Consider the following 19,599-nt stretch of genomic DNA (forward strand, 5'->3'; position numbering starts at 1 on the left):
AGCCTATTGCTCAATAAATTGTTTAATTATGCCTTTACTACTGAGATCCATCAGTAATTGCTGGCAACCTTGTCGCAACGCATCAGGTTCAATCTGAGCGTATGTTGTTACTAACCAATCAATTAAGACTTCATAATCCACATAATTGTATTGCGCCATATAGGCAAGTACTTGCGCTGTTAATGGGTTTAACTGCAAGAAAACGACCTCTTCTCCAACATCACGGTAAATACAAAAGAACTGCGGATTGTCACTCGGTTCACTTGGTTGGTGACTAGGGCTAATATGTTGTACATCAAAAGCGTATTGCGCAATTTGTGCCGTAGTAGAAACGCATAGCTTAATTTGAGTTATCTCTTGCCAACCAGTCTCTATCAATTGCTGATTAGGATCATCTTGTGCTACGGCAACAACTAGCTCTAACCATTCATAATGGGCAAGCTCTAACATGAAAGGCGGGTCTTGCTCGGTTGTCTGATACTGTGTTTGTAAGAACACTAAAAACTCTTGTGCAATCTCAATAAAAATCGGCGTTTTACAGTCGTGATTAGCAAAGAAGTTCTGTACTAATTTAAGCCAATCTTGCTCGGCATATAAACTCTTCAACACAGGAAAGGCATTCGACACAAAACCATCGATGTTATTAAAAAAAAGCTCGCGATATATTTTCATTCGGCGCGCTTCAATACCATCAGGCAAAGATAAAGATGGATCTTTTATATAATCCATAAAATTTTGTTGTACATCAACAAAGCTCATTAAGCACTCCTCTTTGCACTGGTTAAATGCCGATTTTGATAATCATGAACCTGGTTGATCTCCCGCAATAACTCTTTGGTGGCGGGAATATTAAAATCGCGTTCAAGCAAGGTTGGATAAACGCCATGAAATTGATGACATGCTTCGAGTAACTTCCATACCGGATCAATAATATCCGCACCATGGGTATCCACTATCAGATCTTCAGCTTCCTCATAGTGTCCAGCTATATGTAAATAGGCAATCCTGTCTGTTGGCATCGCCTTTAAAAACTCAAGCGCATCGTAGTTATGATTAATTGAATTTACGTAGATATTATTTACATCCAGTAGCATTTTACAGTCAGCTTCTTGCATGACAGCATTAACAAACTCAACTTCGGACATCTCAGCGCCAGGCGCCGCATAAAAAGAGACATTCTCTAAAATCAAAGGTCGCTCGATAATATCTTCTACCTGTTTTACTCGCTTAGCAACATGCATAACAGCGTCTGCGGTAAATGGAATAGGCATTAAGTCATACATATGCCCACTACCAGAGCAATAACTTAAATGTTCTGAATAGGTGCTAATTTGGTGTAAGTCTAAAAAGCTTTTGACGTTTTTAACAAACTCAAGATCTAGCGGCTCAGGACTACCAATAGAAAGTGATAAACCATGGCAATAGAACTCATGCTTTTCGGTTAACTCTCTAAACTGTCTGCCGAACTTGCCACCAAGCGTCATCCAGTTTTCAGGTGCTACTTCAAAAAAGTTAATGTCGTTAGGCACTATTTGGCAAAACTCATCCAGCATTTCTCGCCTAAGTCCCAATCCAACTTGTGCTTGATTAAGCCTATTATTTGTCATACTGCACGCCTACATTATTCTCACAAACAAATAGGGCCAGCGATATGCTGACCCCTTTTTAGTGCTGGGAAAGCTTATTTTGAACCACCACATTTACCTTCGCCGCACTTGCCTTCTTTTTTAGCCTTGTCGCCACCGCACTTGCCTTCGCCACACTTACCTTCTTTAGCTTTAGCTTTGTCGCCACCACATTTACCTTCGCCGCACTTACCTTCTTTGGCTTTAGCTTTGTCGCCACCGCACTTGCCTTCGCCGCATTTACCTTCTTTGGCTTTAGCTTTGTCGCCACCACATTTACCTTCGCCGCACTTACCTTCTTTGGCATCTTTCTTCTCGCCGCCACACTTACCTTCACCACACTTGCCTTCGCCTGCGAATAATTGGTAACCAGCTGACATTTCACTATAACCAAATGGACTTGCTTGTACACTGGCTGTTAATGCACTTCCCATTACAACAGCACCTACAGCAGCAGTAATTGCAGTTTTATTAACTAATTTCATAATATCTTCCTTTTCTTTAATCAACTTTAATATCGGTTACCAACGGCACATTTTGTTGGCTTGCTTAACTAGACCTTGTTGTTAGCAATTTAATTTCAATTTTTATACATCTATCACATTTATGGCTCATTAAAGCTGTTAGGTCAAATAATGCGCGGGACATATAGCTTGGATATCTCGATGTTTAACCGCGATTTTTAATCTAATGAAAGCAAGCTCTGCAATTTAACTAACAGCCCACTTATATAGGGTTGAGGTTAAATTACGATTTAAAAGATATCCTACGGTCATTGTTAATAGCCGAGCCTAGGGCTTATGAGGCTTGTTTATGTTGGCCTAGGAGTTTGCGATAAGGTAGAATGCTGCGCCTTGAAATAGCGATATATTGGACAAGTCTGTGCGAATAATTTTGGCGCCTATGGAAGGCGTTGTTGATGATTTAATGCGAGATATTCTCTCTGCAATCAACCCTTATGATCTTATGGTCACCGAGTTTGTTCGCGTGGTTGATCAGCTATTACCTGAAAAGGTGTTTTATCGTATTTGCCCTGAATTACAACATGGTGGCCAAACCCTATCTGGCACCCCTGTGCGAGTGCAACTGCTTGGCCAAGAGCCTGGCTGGATGGCAGAAAATGCTATCAGAGCAATTGAGCTGGGGTCGAAAGGTGTCGATGTTAACTTTGGCTGCCCAGCCAAAATGGTCAATCGCAGTAATGGCGGAGCTGTAATGCTGCAGTATCCTGAGCAGCTTTATAATGTAGTCAAAGCAATGCGAGATGCAGTGCCAAGTGACCAGCCTGTAACAGCCAAAATTCGCTTAGGCTTTAACGACAAGTCACTTTATATGGAAAATGCGCTTGCGATATATGAAGCCGGTGCCAGCGAGCTTGCTGTACATGCTCGCAGCAAAGTTGACGGTTATAAGCCGCCTGCTTACTGGGAATACATCACCGATATCAATAATAAATTGCCAATTCCAGTTATTGCTAATGGTGAGATTTGGAATAAAGATGATGCTGAGCGCTGTATGCAAGTAACAGGTTGCGACAGCATTATGGTTGGCCGTGGGGCAATATCGCTACCAAATTTAGCTGCCCATATAAAAGGTGAAGCGGCTTACTCCTGGCAACAAGCGCTAGAACTCATGTTGCAATACACTGACCGAGAACTCGAAGGCCGTAAGAGCACCTATTACCCAGCCCGAATTAAGCAGTGGTTTGGATACTTAAATCGCCAATACAGCGAAGCTGATGAGCTATTTAGAGAACTAAGGGTCTTTAAAACTGCAGATGAAATTATCCAGGTTCTTCGCCAAGCACGAGCCAAATTACCTGACTAGATCAATCTTAAGTCGTATTTATCGCCATAATCCACTAAATATTGGTTTGACTTGATCTCAGTCATATCGCCGAATGACTGCTTGATTAGACTAATAGGCCGTAAAAGTCGATAAATACAGGCAGCAGAAGTGAGTACCAGCCAAATCCAGCAGACTCTATTGAATATAGAGTCGGAATTAAGAGAAAAGATTGCTGCACTCCCCGAAATGCAAATCAAGCTAATGGACCAGCTTAATTATTCTCTTTGTGAACTCATTCAAATCATGACTGAAGTTCACTTATGTGAGCACCCATTATTTTTTGAACTGATGCGCTTAGATGCAGCTCGCTGTCAGCTTGAAATTGGTTTGTACGGTGTGTGCAGTGATTGTGAGAATGAAATAGAGCCTGAACGCTTAGCAAAAGATCCGCTAGAGCAGCGCTGTCTAACTTGCAGTAACCATTTTAGTCAGCAACATAGGCAAGAGTTAAGGCTTAATCATTAGTTTGCTTTTAAACTTGTCGATTGATACTCGCTGTAAATAGCCATAAAAAAAACCTCCGTTAAGGAGGTTTTTTGTTATATATGAAACATTAATTTACTGATTAAAACTTCACACTTGCTCTTACAAAGAAGTAGCGGCCAAGTACGTCATAAGTGTACGGGTCAGTATTTGAATCGTTATTACCTGAGTAGTATGGCGGTTGCTCATCAAATAGGTTGTTAACACCACCAGATAGACGAACAGTTTCAGTTACGTCATATGTTGCTGATAAGTCATGATACATAACAGCATCTACACTTGGAGCATAACACTTTGATGGATCGTCTTTACAAGCAAATGAATCCATACCATCGATGTAGCGTGCTTCGTATGTTGCACTCCAGTCACTTCCGGTAGCTGTCAAGTTAAAGTTAGTCTTTAGTTTAGCGTAAGCACCTACGCCACCAGTGATATAGCCACGGTAATCAACCGCTACGCCATCTTGGTCAAATTCTTCATATTCATTTAGAAGTGAAGTATCTAGACCCGCTCTCCAATCTAAGCCTAAACCTTCAAATACGTATGCAACGTTAATATCGTAACCAGAGGTGTTAGTTTGACCTATGTTTTGTAATCCATTATCAAATGAGATTCGACCCGTTCCATCAATTTCGATATTTGCAGACTGACATAACGCAGTACCAGTATTAATCTTATTGCCACCAGCATCTAAACACTGGTTTGCCACATAGTTAGAATCTACCGCAGTAATAGTGTTACTAATTTCAATATCATAGTAATCAACTGTGAACGATAGACCTTCAACAAAACTTGGTGAATAAACTAAACCAAGTGTAGTGATATCCGCTTCTTCCGGTGTCAGATTAGGGTTACCGCCTACAGTTACTTCTGCCTGAGTTTGTTCTGTTGCAGGGTGCTTAATTTGGTCAAACGATGGAGACTTACCGCCATATAGCTCGCTGACAGTTGGTGCACGGAATGCTGTAGACATACCACCACGAACCATTAAGTCATCAGTCATACGCCACGTTAGGCCTAGCTTCCAAGTATTATCTGAACCAAATGTGCTGTAATCGAAATAGCGGATAGCGGCACTCAAATCAACTTGTTGCGCTAACGGTAAATCACTTAGTAATGGAATAGCTAGCTCAGCATATGCTTCATTTACGTCAAAAGAACCGGCTGTAGCCTCTACTCGAGGATCATTCGCAAGCCCCTGTGATGTCAACGAATCTGGCGTATAATAAGCAGACTCTTTTCTGAACTCATAACCAGCTGCAAAACCTAGAATTCCAGCAGGTAGCTCCATTATTTCACCTGACAACGTAGCGGCCATAATATCTAGCTCACTGCCACCAGCATTAATTTCTGTATAAATATATGGTGCAATACTCTCACCTTCCCACGAAGACTGAGTAAAAGGATCAAACTCTTGTGCTAATACTGCATCATTAATTGAACCTAAGTTATGTAGATTTGCGAGAGTGTCTACTGAGTCGTTCTTTCCTTTGTTATAAGAGGCATCCCAAGTCCAGCCGTTTTCGAACTCACCTTCAAGTCCTACAACTACACGAACAGTATCTACAACCTGTGAGAAATCTCGTGTACCTGACTCAACCACACGACGACCATAATTTAGTTTTTCGCCTTCTTGTACATGACCAACCAGCTCTTTATTCATCCAAGAAGAATCGTACGCCCAAGCACTGCTGTTCCAGATTGGCTGAGGAGCCATTTGTTGCTCAGACCAACGCTTAGAGTACATAGCTTCAGAAAAGAACATGATTGAATCTGATAGCTCATAAGTACCAGAAAACGAAAGATTCAAACGCTCCATAGGTGTTGAAAGGTAGCTGTCTTTTGAATAGTTATATTTATCTTCATTAGTAAAGTCATGGTATTCGCCACCACGACCACTTAAGTCAGCTTCGGTTTTATTTGGATCGAAGTAAGCAAACTTTGCTTTGCCGTCATCACCAGCAATATAGTGGCCATAGTAACCGCTATCGCCTATTTCATAAGCACCATCTTCACCTGAACCGACTATACCATGGTTCTTATCGCCCCAAATATGGCCGCCTTCGGAATATGAACTACCACCACAATACAATTCACTTCCGCCAGAAGTTTCAGCAATAGGACACTCAGAGAAGTCTCTATCAGCCTGGCTTGCATCACCACGTTTAGTGAATTGGGCGTTAATAACTACGTTACCTTTGTCAAATGTATTACCGACAGTAAAATCAACGCTTGTTTCATCAGCATCGCCATGCCCAGACATACCCGTCTGTACATTCATTTCAAAGCCTTCAAAATCACGCTTCAAAATAACGTTTACCACACCAGCAATCGCATCTGTACCGTATACAGCTGACGCGCCATCTTTTAGTACTTCAACACGTTGAATCATTGAAACTGGAATCGTGTTCAAATCCACAGATGAAGCTGCGCCAGTACCAGAGGCAATCATACGACGACCGTTAACCAATACCAGAGTACGGTTAGAGCCTAGACCGCGTAAGTTAACGCGAGCATTACCGCCTGAGCCATTGTTTACGGCAGCGTTAGTCATTGCACCGCCTGATGCGGTCATTTTCTGTAACACGTCATCAATAGAAGTCGCACCTGATGCCATAATAGCTGAGGCATCGATTACGCTTACAGGACTGGAGGTTTCCATGTCTGCACGTTTAATACGTGAACCGGTTACCTGAATACGTTCAACACTTTCTTCTGCATTACTTCCTGCAGATTCTTCTGCATAAACAAACCCAGATAATGCAACACTGGTTGCAGCCGCAGCAATTAGGCTGCTACGAATAGCTTTTGCTGTTAATGATACAGAGCTCATATTAATTCCCTCAATCCCAGAAATAAAAAATGGAATGGTTAAATTTATTTTAATTTTATTTAAACAGGCGGTTAACACCTATAAGTTGAATACTGTTTAAATTTAACTTTTATGTCAACTGTCGCAACATAAAAACAACTAAAAAGATATTATTTGATACATTTGAAAAATTAGAGTCGCCACAAAATAAAATTAAAACAAAGACTTAAAAAGCAGGAAGGGCAAGGCGAGATTAAGAGAAAGATAAATAAGTAGCGGCACAAATGTATCAGCAATAATATATTTGTTAAGATTTAGTTAACGACACAAGCAATTAAAACCATAAATGCAACTATCTAGTCACACTTAATCAACACTAGCCAAACATTAAACAAACATTTATTGGGAAGAGGTGTTAAAATACATTTAACTAATAAGTGAGAAAAATAAGAAACTATTTTCATTTGAATAATATTTAACCAAAAATATATTGTGATGCTTGGTCATACAAATATTTTTAACTAAAAATAGAAAGTAATCTTCGAAATATAACAAGAAAAGTGATTGTAATTTAACAATGCTTGCCCCCACTCCGGCACTATATTAAAAAACGCCATGAGCGAATTGTTACCGCAAGCATGTTTGCAGTCAGACCAATCAGCTCAGTCTAAACATTGTAAAAAGGTTAGTTAAGCATCTCTTTGTGCATGACGTGTGTAGTCACCGAAACATTAACAAAATTGAACTACTTGCTAATTTTATCCAAGCATAATTGCATGCTGAAAACAAAAAAGGAGCCAAAAGGCTCCTTTTTGTGTCACACATTCGAATTAACGAGTGCGTGGGCATAGCTCTTCAGCGCTGAAGAAGTAAGCTACTTCACGCTCAGCTGATGCTAATGAGTCAGAACCGTGAGCAGCGTTCTCATCGATGCTTTCTGCGAAATCAGCACGGATTGTACCTTCCGCAGCTTCAGCTGGGTTAGTCGCACCTAGGATTTCACGGTGAGCTAGAACAGCGTTCTCGCCTTCAAGAACTTGAACCATGATAGGACCAGAAGTCATGAACGCAACTAGTGCACCAAAGAATGGACGCTCGCTGTGCTCAGCGTAGAAGCCTTCAGCTTGCTCTTGGCTTAGGTGAACCATTTTAGAAGCGATGATTTTCAGGCCAGCCGTTTCAAAACGGTTATAGATAGCGCCAATGTGGTTTTTTGCAACAGCATCAGGCTTAATGATAGAAAAAGTACGTTCGATAGCCATGAAAAGCTTCCTTCTTGAATATAGGGGTTTTAATTTTCGCGCGGATTATACGAAATTCTGCACCTATTGCCTACCCTTTAACGGCCATCTAATTGAGATAAGTCTGATATCTGGATATAAAAACCCTGAGTGGGTCACACTTTACAGTCGCCACCGTGCACTTTCTATCGCTAAATTAACCAAGACTAAACGATTGACCAACTAAATTAGCCAATCATTTATCACAACATTACTTACGATTTTTAACCCAAACAAAGCCTACAGCAATAACCGCTAAAAGTGCTAAAGCAGGGGCTAAGTCAACAAAGTGATGAAATAAGCCAACACCACCGTGCCCCTCATGAGCAAAAGCAACTGTAGGAGATAACAAGATTGTTCCTAATAATAATAACTTACGCATATCTACATCCCTTTCTCAAAATGATGACTTAAGCCAAAGCCAAGCAAAAACAGTCTTCAATTTAGAACAATTTTTGCTTCTACACTTGATACGGATCAACTGCAAACGGAATTGCGTATTCAACAATCAACAGAGTAGACCAAGATCACACTTGTGCGCTTAACCCCGACAAAGTGTCTCATTTTTCAGCAATCCAATTCGCCTGAATTGCTTCGAGTACTCTTTCATTACAGTGGCTAGGGTCATCGTCAAAACAATCAAGCGCCAATATCCACTCATTTAGATCGGTAAAGCGAATAGTTTCAGGGTTCACCTCGGGATATTTCTCTAACAACTCTAAAGCAATTTCTAATGAATCTATCCATTTTAGCTGCATCATTACGCTCCTTTTATCTGCACTAAACTGAGTATAAGCCAACTCACAGCTAACATTTAAGAAGGTGAGCTAATCTAAGCGCTTTTTGAAGCTCTTGCTGATTTAAGATCTTGCAGAACACAAACCAAGGAAAGTATATGCATTGCTCATAACCACAAACAGTATAGAGCTTATCCGTTAGAGCTTATGCCTGCATATGGGCTATTTAAATCTCATCAATAAAAGCATCCTGATAGTTTCGATATAGCTCACCAAGCGAGAGCTAACCGCTTTAGGATTAGGACTTAGAGAACATGCAAGATCGTGTGGTTTGCAACGAGTGAAAGTCATAGTTGAACTGCTTAATAAGGGTATAACCATTATTGCAGCTATTCGCCTTAAATTAGTTTGCCAAGAGTCTCTCTAAATAGATCAAATTCTTACATCGATTGGTATAACCTTGCCAAAACGAGTCTGAATAGCGCTATTTTTTGTGTAGCTGAGAGCAAGGCTCTCCTAAAGTTTAGTTATCTAGCGATAAAAACAAAAAAGCCAGTAGATTTAGCTACTGGCTTTTTAAAACGCTCAACTTAAGTTCGCTTGGAATTAACCTTCGCTAACCATATTGATAGTGTACTTAGGAATATCTACGACTAAGTCAGACGCTGGTACTCGTGACTGGCAAGATAAGCGACTTTCAGGCTCTAGCCCCCATGCTTTATCTAGCATATCGTCTTCTAGCTCATCACTCTCTTCTAGCTCATCAAAGCCTTCACGAATAATGACGTGACAAGTAGTGCAAGCACACGACTTTTCACATGCATGTTCAATATGGATGCCGTTACGTAGTGCAACGTCTAATACCGTTTCACCTTCTTGCGCTTCAACAACAGCGCCATCTGGACACAACTCTTCGTGGGGTAAAAATACAATTTGTGGCATAACCTTACCTATATATTGTCAACCGACTGCCCTTTTAAAGCGAGTCTAATTGAGTTATCCATACGCTTAGCAGCAAAGTCCTGCGTCGCTGTATCTAATGCTTCAATAGCCTTTTCAATCGCATCAGCATCTTCCTCACTTGCAGTTTGTGCAAGTAATGCCATATCGGCTTGAATAGCTGTGCGCTCATCATCTGACAGTAAATCACCGTCTTTATTTAATGCAGCACTTAATGACTCGAGTACACGAGCAGCTTCAACCTGCTTTTCCGCGAGCATACGGCGGGTAATATCGTCTTTCGCATTTGCCATCGAGTCTTTCAGCATACTGCCAATTTCTTCATCGCTTAAACCAAATGACGGCTTAACTTGAATACTTGATTGAACCCCTGTTGATTTTTCCATTGCCGTTACGCTTAGTAAGCCATCGGCATCAACTTGGAACGTCACTCGAATATGTGCAGCGCCAGCCGCAAGCGGCGGAATGCCTTGTAAAGTAAACTTAGCAAGCGAGCGACAATCAACCACTAACTCACGTTCACCTTGAACCACATGAAACGCCATTGCCGTTTGACCATCTTTAAAAGTGGTAAACTCTTGCGCACGGGCAACTGGAATAGTGGTGTTACGTGAAACCACTTTCTCAACTAAGCCGCCCATAGTTTCAATACCAAGCGATAATGGGATAACGTCAAGTAACAATAAGTCAGATTCAGGCTTATTACCGACTAAGATATCCGCTTGAATAGCAGCGCCAATGGCCACTACGCGATCAGGGTCAATAGAAGTTAACGGCGTTTTACCCATGAAGTTTTCAACTTCTTGGCGCACTAAAGGCACACGAGTTGAACCACCAACCATCACAGTCTCTAATACTTCATCAGCGCTAACATCTGCATCTCTTAATGCACGACGACAACTTGCTATGGTTTTCTTTACAAGCTTACTGATTAAACTGTCAAACAGCTCACGGCTGATAGATAAAGACTGTTCAGCACCGTTATCATCAATAACACTTGCAACGGTTTCAGCTGCATCAGTTAATGCTTCTTTTACGCGGCGCGCTTCAATCTGTATTTTTCGATTAAGGCTAGCGCTCACATCAGCTAACTGCCATTGTTCAATTAAATAAGCTTGCAGCGCATGGTCAAAATCATCACCACCTAATGCAGAATCACCACCGGTAGCCAATACTTCAAATACGCCTTTGTTTAAACGTAGAATTGAAATATCAAAAGTACCACCACCCAAATCATAAACGGCGATAACACCCTCTTGACCTGAATCTAAACCGTAAGCAATCGCTGCTGCTGTTGGTTCATTTAAAAGACGTAATACTTTTACACCTGTAAGTGCTGCTGCATCTTTAGTGCCTTGACGCTGCGCATCATCAAAGTAAGCAGGAACAGTGATCACCACGCCTTCTAACGTGCCACCAAGCGTTGATTCCGCACGGACCACCAGCGGCTTTAAAATTTCGGCAGAAACTTGTACTGGGTTAACTTTACCGTTTGGCGTGACAAATATCGGTAAACCATTTTCACTTGCTTCAAACTCGTAAGCAAACGACTGTGAGCCAGACTGAATATCAGCTAGACTACGACCCATAAAGCGTTTAACTGACACTATGGTATTTTGCGGATCTTGAGCTGAAAACGCTTCAGCGTCTCGCCCTACCATCACTGTATCTTGGGTATAACGAACGACTGAAGGTAAAGAGTGTCTATCATCTTCGTCAGGTAAAGTATTCGCTACGCCACTACGAACCGCAGCAACAAGTGAGTTAGTGGTGCCTAAATCTATCCCAACGGCGAGACGATGTTGGTGAGGAGCAGCGCTCTGTCCAGGCTCTGCTATCTGCAAAAGTGCCATAAATATCCAACTTAAAAAAATGTTGGCTCAAATAGCTTGAGCCAACAATATTATAAAATTAAGACCGCTGACTAATCGAAGAGTGCGTCTTCCACCCTAGTCAACTCATCTTGTAATTTTGCCATAAACTTGAGTTTACGAATTTGATCTGCAGCCTGCAAATGATCCACTTCAAGATCGCTAATAAGTAACACTTTTAATTCAGCGGTGATCTGTTTAGCGTATTGGTCAAAAGAGTCGTATAACGCCGCTATATCATCTTCAGGAGCATTACTGTGAGCAATATCTTCAAGCGATTCACGCCATTCCATCTGCTGCATTAAAAATTGCGTATCTTTTAACGTGGTAGATTCATGGCTAAGCTCTAACCCTTTTAGTGCTAACAAATGTTCAGCGCGTTGAATTGGGTTCTTAAGCGTTTGAAAAGCGTCATTAATTTGCGCAGTACGTTGTACTGAAAGACGCTTATCTTGCTCACTTGCGTTAGCAAATTTGTCGGGATGAACCGCCCGTTGCAGTTCGCGGTAGCGATCTGCAAGTAAGGCGGTGTCGACATCATAGGAAGGAAGTAAACTAAACAGCTCGAAATAATTCATAGTTTAACTTTAAAATGGCTTAAACGGTAAAACTCTCGCCGCAGCCACATTCACCTTTCGCGTTCGGGTTATTAAATTGGAAACCTTCGTTTAGACCTTCTTTAACAAAGTCCAACTCAATCCCTTGAAGATAGATAAAGCTTTTTGCGTCAATGATGATTTTAACACCATCGACATCGTAAAGTTCATCGTCGTCATTCAGGTCATCAACAAACTCAAGCACGTAAGCCATACCAGAACAACCCGATGTCTTAAGTCCTAAACGTAAGCCTAAACCTTTGCCACGGCTGGTTAAGAAACTCTTAACACGTTCAGCCGCAGCGGGAGTGATACTAATTGCCATCTTAACTCCAGGTATTACTTAGATTGCTTTGTTTTGTACTCTTCAAGAGCGGCTTTAATCGCATCTTCAGCCAAAATTGAGCAATGAATTTTTACTGGTGGTAACGCTAACTCTTCAGCAATATCAGTGTTTTTAATTGCGCCAGCTTCTTCAATTGTTTTGCCTTTAACCCACTCAGTTACTAGTGAGCTAGAAGCAATGGCACTGCCACAACCGTAAGTTTTAAACTTAGCGTCTTCGATAATACCGTTGTCGTCGATGCGCAGTTGTAGCTTCATTACGTCACCACAAGCTGGTGCGCCTACCATGCCAGTCACAACTGACGGATCATTTTTATCAAATGAACCTACGTTACGTGGATTCTCATAATGATCGATTACTTTTTCGCTATAAGCCATGATACAACTCCAATTTATCTATTCGTGAATTAAGTTAAGGTTAGTGGTGTGCCCACTGAACAGTGTCTAAATCAATACCGTCTTTGAACATTTCCCAAAGCGGAGACATTTCCCTTAAATTACCAATAGATTCTTTAATCGTTTCTATTGCATGGTCGATCTCTTCATCTGTCGTGAAACGACCGATTGAGAATCGAATTGAGCTATGCGCCATTTCGTCATTCAGACCCAATGCACGTAACACGTAGCTTGGTTCTAGACTTGCTGAAGTACATGCTGAACCTGAAGAAACTGCTAAGTCTTTTAATGCCATCATTAATGACTCGCCTTCAACGAAGTTAAAGCTCACGTTTAGGCTACCACAGTGTCTGTTTTCCATATCACCGTTGATATAAGTCTCTTCAATGTGGTTGATACCATTCCAAAGCTTGTCACGTAAACGACGAATACGTTCGTTATCTACATCCATATCCGCTTTTGCAATTGCAGCAGCTTCACCCATACCTACGATTTGGTGAGTTGCTAGTGTACCACTGCGCATACCACGCTCATGTCCGCCACCGTGCATTGCTGCTTCTAGACGAATACGTGGCTTACGGCTTACATATAATGCACCAATACCTTTCGGGCCGTACATTTTGTGGCCTGAAATAGACAGTAAATCTACTTTGGTCTTTTGCACATCGATAGGCATTTTGCCAGCGCTTTGCGCCGCATCAACATGGAAGACAATTTTACGTGAACGACAAAGTTCACCAATCGCATCGATATCTTGGATAACACCGATTTCATTGTTCACTTGCATGATGCTCACTAAAATAGTGTCTTCACGCATAGCAGCTTCAATCATAGCAACCGGAATTAGACCACTTGGCTCAGGCTGAAGATATGTCACTTCATAGCCTTCACGCTCAAGTTGGCGGCAAGTATCTAGAACTGCTTTATGTTCTGTCTTGCTGGTGATGATGTGCTTGCCTTTCTTGTGGTAGAAGTGAGCAACACCTTTAATTGCAAGGTTGTCAGACTCAGTTGCACCAGATGTGAAGACAATTTCACGTGGGTCAGCATTGATAAGATCAGCAATTTGGTTACGCGCAATATCAACCGCTTCTTCAGCTTGCCAGCCGTAACGGTGAGAACGAGACGCTGGGTTACCAAAAATGCCGTCCATTGTCATGCACTTCATCATTTTCTCTGCAACGCGAGGGTCAACCGGCGTCGTCGCAGCATAATCTAAGTAGATAGGTAGCTTCATCACACACTCCGTACTTTGTAGCCTCTAGCGGAGACCACTTACAACGTACAAAAAATAATTTTTATATTCATAACAAAAGCTGCTAAATGCTGAGCCTTTGCTCCTGCTGCAATTTATCCTGTTTAACGGAGATAAACTGCACATCTCTTTTATGCATTAATCCTGCTAACGATATGCCATTCAAAAAATCGGAGATTTGATTACTTAAGTCTCCCCACAGAGAATGGGTTAAACATCGCGTTCCACTCTGGCAGTTTCCCTGACCTTGGCAACGTGTTGCATCTACGGACTCATCAACCGCACGTACAACCATACCAACTGAGATCTCACAAGCGTCAGTACCTAAGCGATATCCACCGCCAGGGCCACGTACACTTGAAACCAAGCCGTTCTTTCTAAGTTTTGCAAAGAGTTGTTCGAGGTAAGATAGAGAGATCCCTTGACGCTCAGAAATATCGGCTAATGGCACAGGACCATTTGTTGAATGCATAGCAACATCTAACATTGCTGTGACTGCGTACCGACCTTTCGATGTAAGTTTCATGCTACTACGTCTCCCAAAAAAGCATAGGTTAATTTCAACATACCCGACTATTTTAGTCAAGTATAAAACCTAGCGATTTGGTCAGGTATTAATAGGATCATGACAGGAATTAAATACCCCGTCATTTTGCTGGGGTATTTAACCTGTTTATTAGGCAAGATTCAATGGCATTTCAGATTTTAAACGCACATTCTGCTAGATAATGGGATCAAACTCATCTAATGACTTCTGACGCTTCTGCGCTGCCGCTAATTCTGCCTCACTAAAATCTTCGACATCAAGCTCTGGCAGCTTCTCGGTGCAGACACTTCCGCCTAAAGTTTGTACTGCTTGGCAGACTTCTTGGACTTTAGAATCCATTAAATGCATGTGATCGAGCATTTGACCAATCGCATTAGCTACTGGATCCGGGTTATCTGGTGATACCGCATAAGCATCGAAACCATACTTTTTAGCCATTTCGGTACGGCGCTGTGAGGTTTCCTTTGATTGCGCCGACGGCGTTGCCACTACCCGGCCAGGGATCCCGACAACTGTAGTATCTGCAGGCACATCTTTTACTACAACCGAATTTGAACCCACACGAGCGCCATCATGCATTGTAATCGGGCCTAAAATCTTGGCACCAGCACCAATCACCACATTATTACCTAATGTAGGGTGACGTTTACCTGCCTGCCATGTTGTACCACCTAAGGTCACACCATGATAAAGCGTACAGTCATTGCCGATATTTGCAGTTTCACCTATGACGACACCCATACCATGGTCGATAAAAAAGCGATCGCCAATCGTTGCGCCCGGATGAATTTCGACTCCGGTTAGCCAACGTGAAAACGTTGACAAACATCGCGCTGAAAGTCGCCAATTTCTAACCCATAATTTATTACTTACTCTATGGATCCAAATCGCTTGCATTCCCGGGTAATTGAATAAAATTTCAATTGTGCCGTTAGCCGCAGGATCTCTATGGTAAATAGAGGCTATGTCGTCTTTCAGTCTTGCGATAACACCCATTTAGCTACTTCCTTTTTAGCGCTTTACTTATCTTTAGTCTCGTTTTTAGCAACGACTTTATCAACCGAAGTTAAAATACCGCGCAAAATATTCATCTCTTGGCGCTCAATACGAGTACGACTAAATAAACGACGTAACTTAGTCATGACCTGGCCAGGATGATTCTTAACAATGAAATTGGTCGAGAATAAGGTATTTTCCAAATGCTCGAAAAAGTTTTCGCGCTCTTTTGATGATGGATAGTCTTGTTCGGACTCATCAGCTTCTACTGCAACAACTTCAGTTGTGCTTTGTACCTGTGCTAGGTGCGCTACACGGGCTTCATAACAAATAATCTGTACTGCTTGAGCCAAGTTTAATGAGGTATATTCTGGGTTAGCAGGAATAGCCACATGGTAATCACAACGTTGTAGCTCTTCATTAGTCAGACCGTTATTTTCACGACCAAACACAATAGCAACAGGGCCGTTTAGTGCAGAACCTACAAGCTTCTCACCTGCTTCACGCGGCTCTAGCATTGGCCAATCTAACGTGCGGCTGCGTGCGCTTGTTGCGATAACCAAGCTACAATCTGCAATCGCTTCTTCTACAGAGCCAACTGTTATAGCGTGCTTTAAAATATCTGATGCACCCGCTGCTAGCGCAATAGAGTGGCCATCAGGCTCAACTTTTGGCTCAGCCAGATATAAAGTGGATAACCCCATGGTTTTCATAGCACGGGCTGTTGAACCTATATTCCCTGGGTGGGAAGTACCGACAAGAACGACGCGAATATTGCTGAGCATGAAACTACTTATTTTTCTGAGAGAACACGTGAAAGAATGTTACCACAAGCGACCCATTTTGCTTATACAAAAATCAGCATTTGATATAACGGTCAAATAGAGTATAATCCGCCTCCGATAATTTATATCCGTTCTTTTACATCCAGGGGATTTGCAATGCTTCCAATGCATACCATTGCTGTGCGCGCTGCTCGCGCTGCCGGCCAAACGATTTTGCGCGCCTATGCAGAACTAGACCGAGTTGAAGTCAGTTCAAAAGGCATTAACGACTACGTGACTAACGTAGACAAGGAAGCTGAAGCTGCAATCACGTATCAGATCCGTAAATCTTACCCAGACCACACTATTGTTGGTGAAGAAACGGGTGAGAATAAAGGAACAAACAAAGATTACGTATGGATTGTTGACCCTCTGGATGGCACTAACAACTTCGTAAGAGGTATTCCTCACTTTGCTGTTTCTATTGCTATGCAATTCAAAGGCAAAACTGAAGTAGCTGTTGTTTACGATCCAATCCGTGATGAATTGTTCTCTGCTGTACGCGGTAAGTTTGCAAAACTTAACGATTTCCGTATCCGCGTTGCTAACAAAGATTTGGATGAAACTATTATTGCTACAGGTTTCCCATTCAAAGCTAAACAGCACACTGAAACTTACATGAAGCTATTTGCAACTGCATTCACTCAATCTGCTGACGTACGTCGTGCAGGTTCTGCAGCTCTTGATCTAGCTTACCTAGCAGCTGGCCGTGTAGATGGTTTCTTCGAAATCGGTCTAAAGCCATGGGACATCGCTGCAGGCGACCTAATTGTACGTGAAGCTGGCGGTACTGTTACTGACTTTACTGGTAACCACAACTACCTAGTTTCAGGCAACATCGTTGCAGGTTCTCCAAAGACTACTACAGCATTAGTTAAGTCTTTCCGCCCACTATTGAGCGAAGCACTTAAACGTTAATTTACGTTTAAGATGAAAAACCGCCCGAGGGCGGTTTTTTTATGTGTTTTTTTCATCAAGCTCATATATCACATCAACTCATTCGCGATGAATAGCAATCAGCGTAAACATTTGCTCATTCAACAAGTGTTTAGCGACTTACTTTTACCTTGAATTGCTTCACTTGAGATACCGTCATTCTTTAAACTATCCCCTTGAATTAGCTTGGCCAAAAACGATCAGAGTAAGGCAGCAGCTTTATTCTCATTTATAGCAAGCCCTAACCGTCTTTAATTAAGCGAAGCTAATCACAATAGGTCGTTCATCAATAAGCATTTCACAACAGGTAGCTCAACTTGTGCCCTAAACACTTTTCCTTTAGCGTAAAAAATATAAAACTTTGAATTCGATACATTTGATTTTAAAGCTTTTCAATATCAGACAAATCGTTAGCAATTTGAGTAAATGAGAAACACATCACTTACAGTTCGTATTTATTTACGATTCAACAAGAAAAATATCAAACGCAATTGTGAATAATATCACATCGATAATGTCACATTTTTTTGATTTGCTGATACCCTTTATCAAACGACTGCAGTAGGGAACATCATGGATAAAATGTATCGAAAATATGGCATTACCAGTATTAAAGCCATAGAACACCTAGTACTTATTATTATTGCTATCGCCACGGTTGTTGCGATTGGCCAAGAGATCAAACATATTTTTGATGTAGGTGCCGTTGCACTTGCAGATCTACTTCTACTATTTATTTATCTTGAAGTACTGGCAATGGTATCTCACTATGCCGAATCAGGTAAATTACCGATCCGCATGCCGCTGTATATTGCCATCGTTGCCCTAGCGCGTTATCTAATTTTAGATATGAAGGCCATGGATGACTGGCGAATAGTCGCCATATCCTTATCAACATTAGTGCTAGCAGCAACGGTAATTGTGATCCGTTGGGGACAACTAAAACTGCCTTATCCTCGCCCTAGAGACGAAGACGAAAAGTAAACACTATATAAACAACAAGCCCAAAGTACTACTTTGGGCTTTTTTGTTTCCTGCGCTCAGACAGTTTATGATGACACTTCTCATTGAATTCATTTATAGCAATCAGTAAAAAGATTTGGTCACATAGCGAAAGTTTAGCTGCACTGAGTAGAGCAACTTCTTATACTGATTAGTATTCGACAGTTGGCAGTAAGAGACAAACTGATGGATGCAAGGATAACCACTCATGGAAAATTATAGAGAAGACAGACGTAAATCAGCTCGCATTGATATGGGATCAGAAAAGGTCATAATTCGCATACAAAGCGAAGTCGATGTTATTACCAAGCCAGCAACCGCTCTTTGCATTGACCTATCTCGTAAGGGTGCATTATTGCAATGCACACAATCAATGCCTTTAGGCACGTTAATCGCCGTGACATTTAACCCCGGTACAGATAGCGAAAACATAGTAAAAGGCCAAGTCTGCCGCAGTAAACAGCTAGCTGACTCAAGCTTTCAAGTCGCCTTACAGCTAATTTAATGTCATTTTTTGGTATCAATATGTGCTGAGTATGCAGTTAATATTGCAGCTCGAACTCATTAGATGAGCCATTTTGTAGGTGCTGTTTTTCACACTACATGACTAAAGACATGTGCTATTGCTACGTCCATTAAACAAATTTTTCAATTAGATAAAAGCCCGCATTGGCGGGCCAAATAAGATAAAGTTTAATGATTACAAATGCGGTCTGCAGCTGTTGCGATGCCGTCATCAGAATGAATGAACTTACCTTTCTTTTCTAAAAACTCGATTAAAGCATCTGCGTCCATCTCTGATGCGGAACAAGTATGATAACGAGCTTGGTCACCAAAGGTTTGATGCATCAATGTTCTCAATGCTTCTTTAGTTAACGACTGCCCATGTGCAAGCATAAGCTCCATTACCTTGTGACCATGTATTGAATCAAGTGTTAGCTCTGACATTTTGTTAATCTCATTAAGGTGTATATATTAAACACCTTATATGTCATATTGCTGCAGAAAACTTTGATCTGCTTGGCAGTCATGTCAAAACGGCTAAAATTTTCTAGGTAGATTTGGCTAAGTGAGCTTATATTAATT

Annotated in this window: 22 protein-coding genes; 5 read left to right on the forward strand and 17 right to left on the reverse strand. The window is 41.5% G+C overall.

All coding sequences use genetic code 11. From position 1 onward, the window contains the following. Nucleotides 1–3: 3 nt before the first annotated feature. The 3 genes from L2740_RS14900 to L2740_RS14910 all read right to left on the reverse strand — a co-directional run bounded on the left by L2740_RS14900 (nt 4) and on the right by L2740_RS14910 (nt 2,110). Complete coding sequence (locus tag L2740_RS14900; protein WP_248950924.1) at nt 4–759, reverse strand: HvfC family RiPP maturation protein; 756 nt, start codon at nt 757–759, stop codon at nt 4–6. Further along, nucleotides 759–1,607, reverse strand: a complete 849-nt coding sequence (locus L2740_RS14905) for an HvfB family MNIO-type RiPP peptide maturase (protein ID WP_248950925.1) — start codon at nt 1,605–1,607, stop codon at nt 759–761. Before L2740_RS14905 ends, L2740_RS14900 begins: the two co-directional genes overlap by 1 nt. A gap of 74 nt (nt 1,608–1,681) precedes the next feature. After that, nucleotides 1,682–2,110, reverse strand: coding sequence for an HvfA family oxazolone/thioamide-modified RiPP metallophore (locus tag L2740_RS14910; RefSeq protein ID WP_248471246.1), 429 nt, complete (start codon nt 2,108–2,110; stop codon nt 1,682–1,684). Nucleotides 2,111–2,507: 397 nt separating this feature from the next. Here L2740_RS14910 and dusC point away from each other — a divergent pair, with 397 nt between their 5' ends. Further along, nucleotides 2,508–3,452 (forward strand): tRNA dihydrouridine(16) synthase DusC, encoded by a 945-nt coding sequence (dusC, locus tag L2740_RS14915; RefSeq protein WP_248950926.1) that lies wholly within the window; start codon nt 2,508–2,510, stop codon nt 3,450–3,452. A gap of 129 nt (nt 3,453–3,581) precedes the next feature. After that, nucleotides 3,582–3,938: a TraR/DksA C4-type zinc finger protein gene (locus L2740_RS14920; protein ID WP_248950927.1), complete on the forward strand. Its 357-nt coding sequence runs from the start codon at nt 3,582–3,584 to the stop codon at nt 3,936–3,938. A gap of 100 nt (nt 3,939–4,038) precedes the next feature. On the opposite strand, the gene L2740_RS14925 is transcribed toward L2740_RS14920, so the two are convergent. The 13 genes from L2740_RS14925 to trmJ form a co-directional block, all read right to left on the reverse strand. Then, on the reverse strand, nt 4,039–6,789 hold the full coding sequence (locus tag L2740_RS14925; protein WP_248950928.1) for a TonB-dependent receptor: 2,751 nt from the start codon (nt 6,787–6,789) through the stop codon (nt 4,039–4,041). 809 nt (nt 6,790–7,598) lie between these two features. After that, nucleotides 7,599–8,030 (reverse strand): nucleoside-diphosphate kinase, encoded by a 432-nt coding sequence (gene ndk / locus L2740_RS14930; protein ID WP_248471242.1) that lies wholly within the window; start codon nt 8,028–8,030, stop codon nt 7,599–7,601. Nucleotides 8,031–8,259: 229 nt separating this feature from the next. Continuing rightward, a complete protein-coding gene (locus tag L2740_RS14935; RefSeq protein WP_248950929.1) occupies nt 8,260–8,430 on the reverse strand; it encodes a hypothetical protein in 171 nt (56 codons plus the stop codon). A gap of 178 nt (nt 8,431–8,608) precedes the next feature. After that, nucleotides 8,609–8,806, reverse strand: coding sequence for a Fe-S cluster assembly protein IscX (gene iscX, locus L2740_RS14940; RefSeq protein WP_248950959.1), 198 nt, complete (start codon nt 8,804–8,806; stop codon nt 8,609–8,611). Nucleotides 8,807–9,391: 585 nt separating this feature from the next. Then, nucleotides 9,392–9,727, reverse strand: a complete 336-nt coding sequence (gene fdx, locus L2740_RS14945; protein WP_248471239.1) for an ISC system 2Fe-2S type ferredoxin — start codon at nt 9,725–9,727, stop codon at nt 9,392–9,394. Nucleotides 9,728–9,735: 8 nt separating this feature from the next. Then, the gene (gene hscA, locus L2740_RS14950) at nt 9,736–11,598 is read right to left on the reverse strand and encodes a Fe-S protein assembly chaperone HscA (protein WP_248950930.1); all 1,863 of its coding nucleotides are present in this window, start codon (nt 11,596–11,598) and stop codon (nt 9,736–9,738) included. 71 nt (nt 11,599–11,669) lie between these two features. Further along, complete coding sequence (gene hscB, locus L2740_RS14955) at nt 11,670–12,194, reverse strand: co-chaperone HscB (protein ID WP_248950931.1); 525 nt, start codon at nt 12,192–12,194, stop codon at nt 11,670–11,672. A 19-nt stretch (nt 12,195–12,213) separates the two neighbouring features. Beyond that, on the reverse strand, nt 12,214–12,537 hold the full coding sequence (gene iscA / locus L2740_RS14960; RefSeq protein ID WP_248471236.1) for an iron-sulfur cluster assembly protein IscA: 324 nt from the start codon (nt 12,535–12,537) through the stop codon (nt 12,214–12,216). Between the two features lie 14 nt (nt 12,538–12,551). Beyond that, complete coding sequence (iscU, locus tag L2740_RS14965) at nt 12,552–12,935, reverse strand: Fe-S cluster assembly scaffold IscU (protein WP_028767228.1); 384 nt, start codon at nt 12,933–12,935, stop codon at nt 12,552–12,554. A gap of 40 nt (nt 12,936–12,975) precedes the next feature. Beyond that, nucleotides 12,976–14,190 carry an IscS subfamily cysteine desulfurase gene (locus tag L2740_RS14970; RefSeq protein ID WP_248471235.1) on the reverse strand — a complete coding sequence of 405 codons (1,215 nt, stop codon included), beginning with the start codon at nt 14,188–14,190 and terminating at the stop codon, nt 12,976–12,978. A gap of 82 nt (nt 14,191–14,272) precedes the next feature. Next, nucleotides 14,273–14,734, reverse strand: coding sequence for a Fe-S cluster assembly transcriptional regulator IscR (gene iscR, locus L2740_RS14975; protein WP_028767226.1), 462 nt, complete (start codon nt 14,732–14,734; stop codon nt 14,273–14,275). 195 nt (nt 14,735–14,929) lie between these two features. Then, nucleotides 14,930–15,751 (reverse strand): serine O-acetyltransferase, encoded by an 822-nt coding sequence (gene cysE / locus L2740_RS14980; protein ID WP_248471234.1) that lies wholly within the window; start codon nt 15,749–15,751, stop codon nt 14,930–14,932. Between the two features lie 23 nt (nt 15,752–15,774). Next, a complete protein-coding gene (gene trmJ / locus L2740_RS14985) occupies nt 15,775–16,536 on the reverse strand; it encodes a tRNA (cytosine(32)/uridine(32)-2'-O)-methyltransferase TrmJ (RefSeq protein WP_248950932.1) in 762 nt (253 codons plus the stop codon). 156 nt (nt 16,537–16,692) lie between these two features. Between trmJ and suhB the strand changes: the two genes are divergently transcribed. The 3 genes from suhB (at nt 16,693) to L2740_RS15000 (ending at nt 19,018) form a co-directional block, all read left to right on the forward strand. Beyond that, entirely contained in the window at nt 16,693–17,493 is an 801-nt protein-coding gene (gene suhB / locus L2740_RS14990; RefSeq protein ID WP_248950933.1) for an inositol-1-monophosphatase, read from the forward strand. A gap of 591 nt (nt 17,494–18,084) precedes the next feature. Beyond that, nucleotides 18,085–18,495: a phosphate-starvation-inducible protein PsiE gene (locus L2740_RS14995; protein ID WP_248950934.1), complete on the forward strand. Its 411-nt coding sequence runs from the start codon at nt 18,085–18,087 to the stop codon at nt 18,493–18,495. A 226-nt stretch (nt 18,496–18,721) separates the two neighbouring features. Further along, nucleotides 18,722–19,018 carry a PilZ domain-containing protein gene (locus L2740_RS15000; protein ID WP_248950935.1) on the forward strand — a complete coding sequence of 99 codons (297 nt, stop codon included), beginning with the start codon at nt 18,722–18,724 and terminating at the stop codon, nt 19,016–19,018. 188 nt (nt 19,019–19,206) lie between these two features. Here L2740_RS15000 and L2740_RS15005 read toward each other — a convergent pair whose 3' ends face one another. Next, nucleotides 19,207–19,461 (reverse strand): YecH family metal-binding protein, encoded by a 255-nt coding sequence (locus tag L2740_RS15005; protein WP_248950936.1) that lies wholly within the window; start codon nt 19,459–19,461, stop codon nt 19,207–19,209. Nucleotides 19,462–19,599: the final 138 nt, after the last annotated feature.

Origin of the sequence: Shewanella pneumatophori, assembly GCF_023283895.1 — a bacterium.
Lineage (GTDB): Bacteria > Pseudomonadota > Gammaproteobacteria > Enterobacterales > Shewanellaceae > Shewanella > Shewanella pneumatophori.

Excerpts from the sequence above, each read along its gene's own strand:
- L2740_RS14900 (WP_248950924.1), bottom strand. The coding sequence starts at position 759 with ATGAGCTTTGTTGATGTACAACAAAATTTTATGGATTATATAAAAGAT.
- L2740_RS14905 (WP_248950925.1), bottom strand. The coding sequence starts at position 1,607 with ATGACAAATAATAGGCTTAATCAAGCACAAGTTGGATTGGGACTTAGG.
- L2740_RS14910 (WP_248471246.1), bottom strand. The coding sequence starts at position 2,110 with ATGAAATTAGTTAATAAAACTGCAATTACTGCTGCTGTAGGTGCTGTT.
- L2740_RS14925 (WP_248950928.1), bottom strand. The coding sequence starts at position 6,789 with ATGAGCTCTGTATCATTAACAGCAAAAGCTATTCGTAGCAGCCTAATT.
- ndk (WP_248471242.1), bottom strand. The coding sequence starts at position 8,030 with ATGGCTATCGAACGTACTTTTTCTATCATTAAGCCTGATGCTGTTGCA.
- L2740_RS14935 (WP_248950929.1), bottom strand. The coding sequence starts at position 8,430 with ATGCGTAAGTTATTATTATTAGGAACAATCTTGTTATCTCCTACAGTT.
- iscX (WP_248950959.1), bottom strand. The coding sequence starts at position 8,806 with ATGCAGCTAAAATGGATAGATTCATTAGAAATTGCTTTAGAGTTGTTA.
- fdx (WP_248471239.1), bottom strand. The coding sequence starts at position 9,727 with ATGCCACAAATTGTATTTTTACCCCACGAAGAGTTGTGTCCAGATGGC.
- hscA (WP_248950930.1), bottom strand. The coding sequence starts at position 11,598 with ATGGCACTTTTGCAGATAGCAGAGCCTGGACAGAGCGCTGCTCCTCAC.
- hscB (WP_248950931.1), bottom strand. The coding sequence starts at position 12,194 with ATGAATTATTTCGAGCTGTTTAGTTTACTTCCTTCCTATGATGTCGAC.
- iscA (WP_248471236.1), bottom strand. The coding sequence starts at position 12,537 with ATGGCAATTAGTATCACTCCCGCTGCGGCTGAACGTGTTAAGAGTTTC.
- iscU (WP_028767228.1), bottom strand. The coding sequence starts at position 12,935 with ATGGCTTATAGCGAAAAAGTAATCGATCATTATGAGAATCCACGTAAC.
- L2740_RS14970 (WP_248471235.1), bottom strand. The coding sequence starts at position 14,190 with ATGAAGCTACCTATCTACTTAGATTATGCTGCGACGACGCCGGTTGAC.
- iscR (WP_028767226.1), bottom strand. The coding sequence starts at position 14,734 with ATGAAACTTACATCGAAAGGTCGGTACGCAGTCACAGCAATGTTAGAT.
- cysE (WP_248471234.1), bottom strand. The coding sequence starts at position 15,751 with ATGGGTGTTATCGCAAGACTGAAAGACGACATAGCCTCTATTTACCAT.
- trmJ (WP_248950932.1), bottom strand. The coding sequence starts at position 16,536 with ATGCTCAGCAATATTCGCGTCGTTCTTGTCGGTACTTCCCACCCAGGG.
- suhB (WP_248950933.1), top strand. The coding sequence starts at position 16,693 with ATGCTTCCAATGCATACCATTGCTGTGCGCGCTGCTCGCGCTGCCGGC.
- L2740_RS14995 (WP_248950934.1), top strand. The coding sequence starts at position 18,085 with ATGGATAAAATGTATCGAAAATATGGCATTACCAGTATTAAAGCCATA.
- L2740_RS15000 (WP_248950935.1), top strand. The coding sequence starts at position 18,722 with ATGGAAAATTATAGAGAAGACAGACGTAAATCAGCTCGCATTGATATG.
- L2740_RS15005 (WP_248950936.1), bottom strand. The coding sequence starts at position 19,461 with ATGTCAGAGCTAACACTTGATTCAATACATGGTCACAAGGTAATGGAG.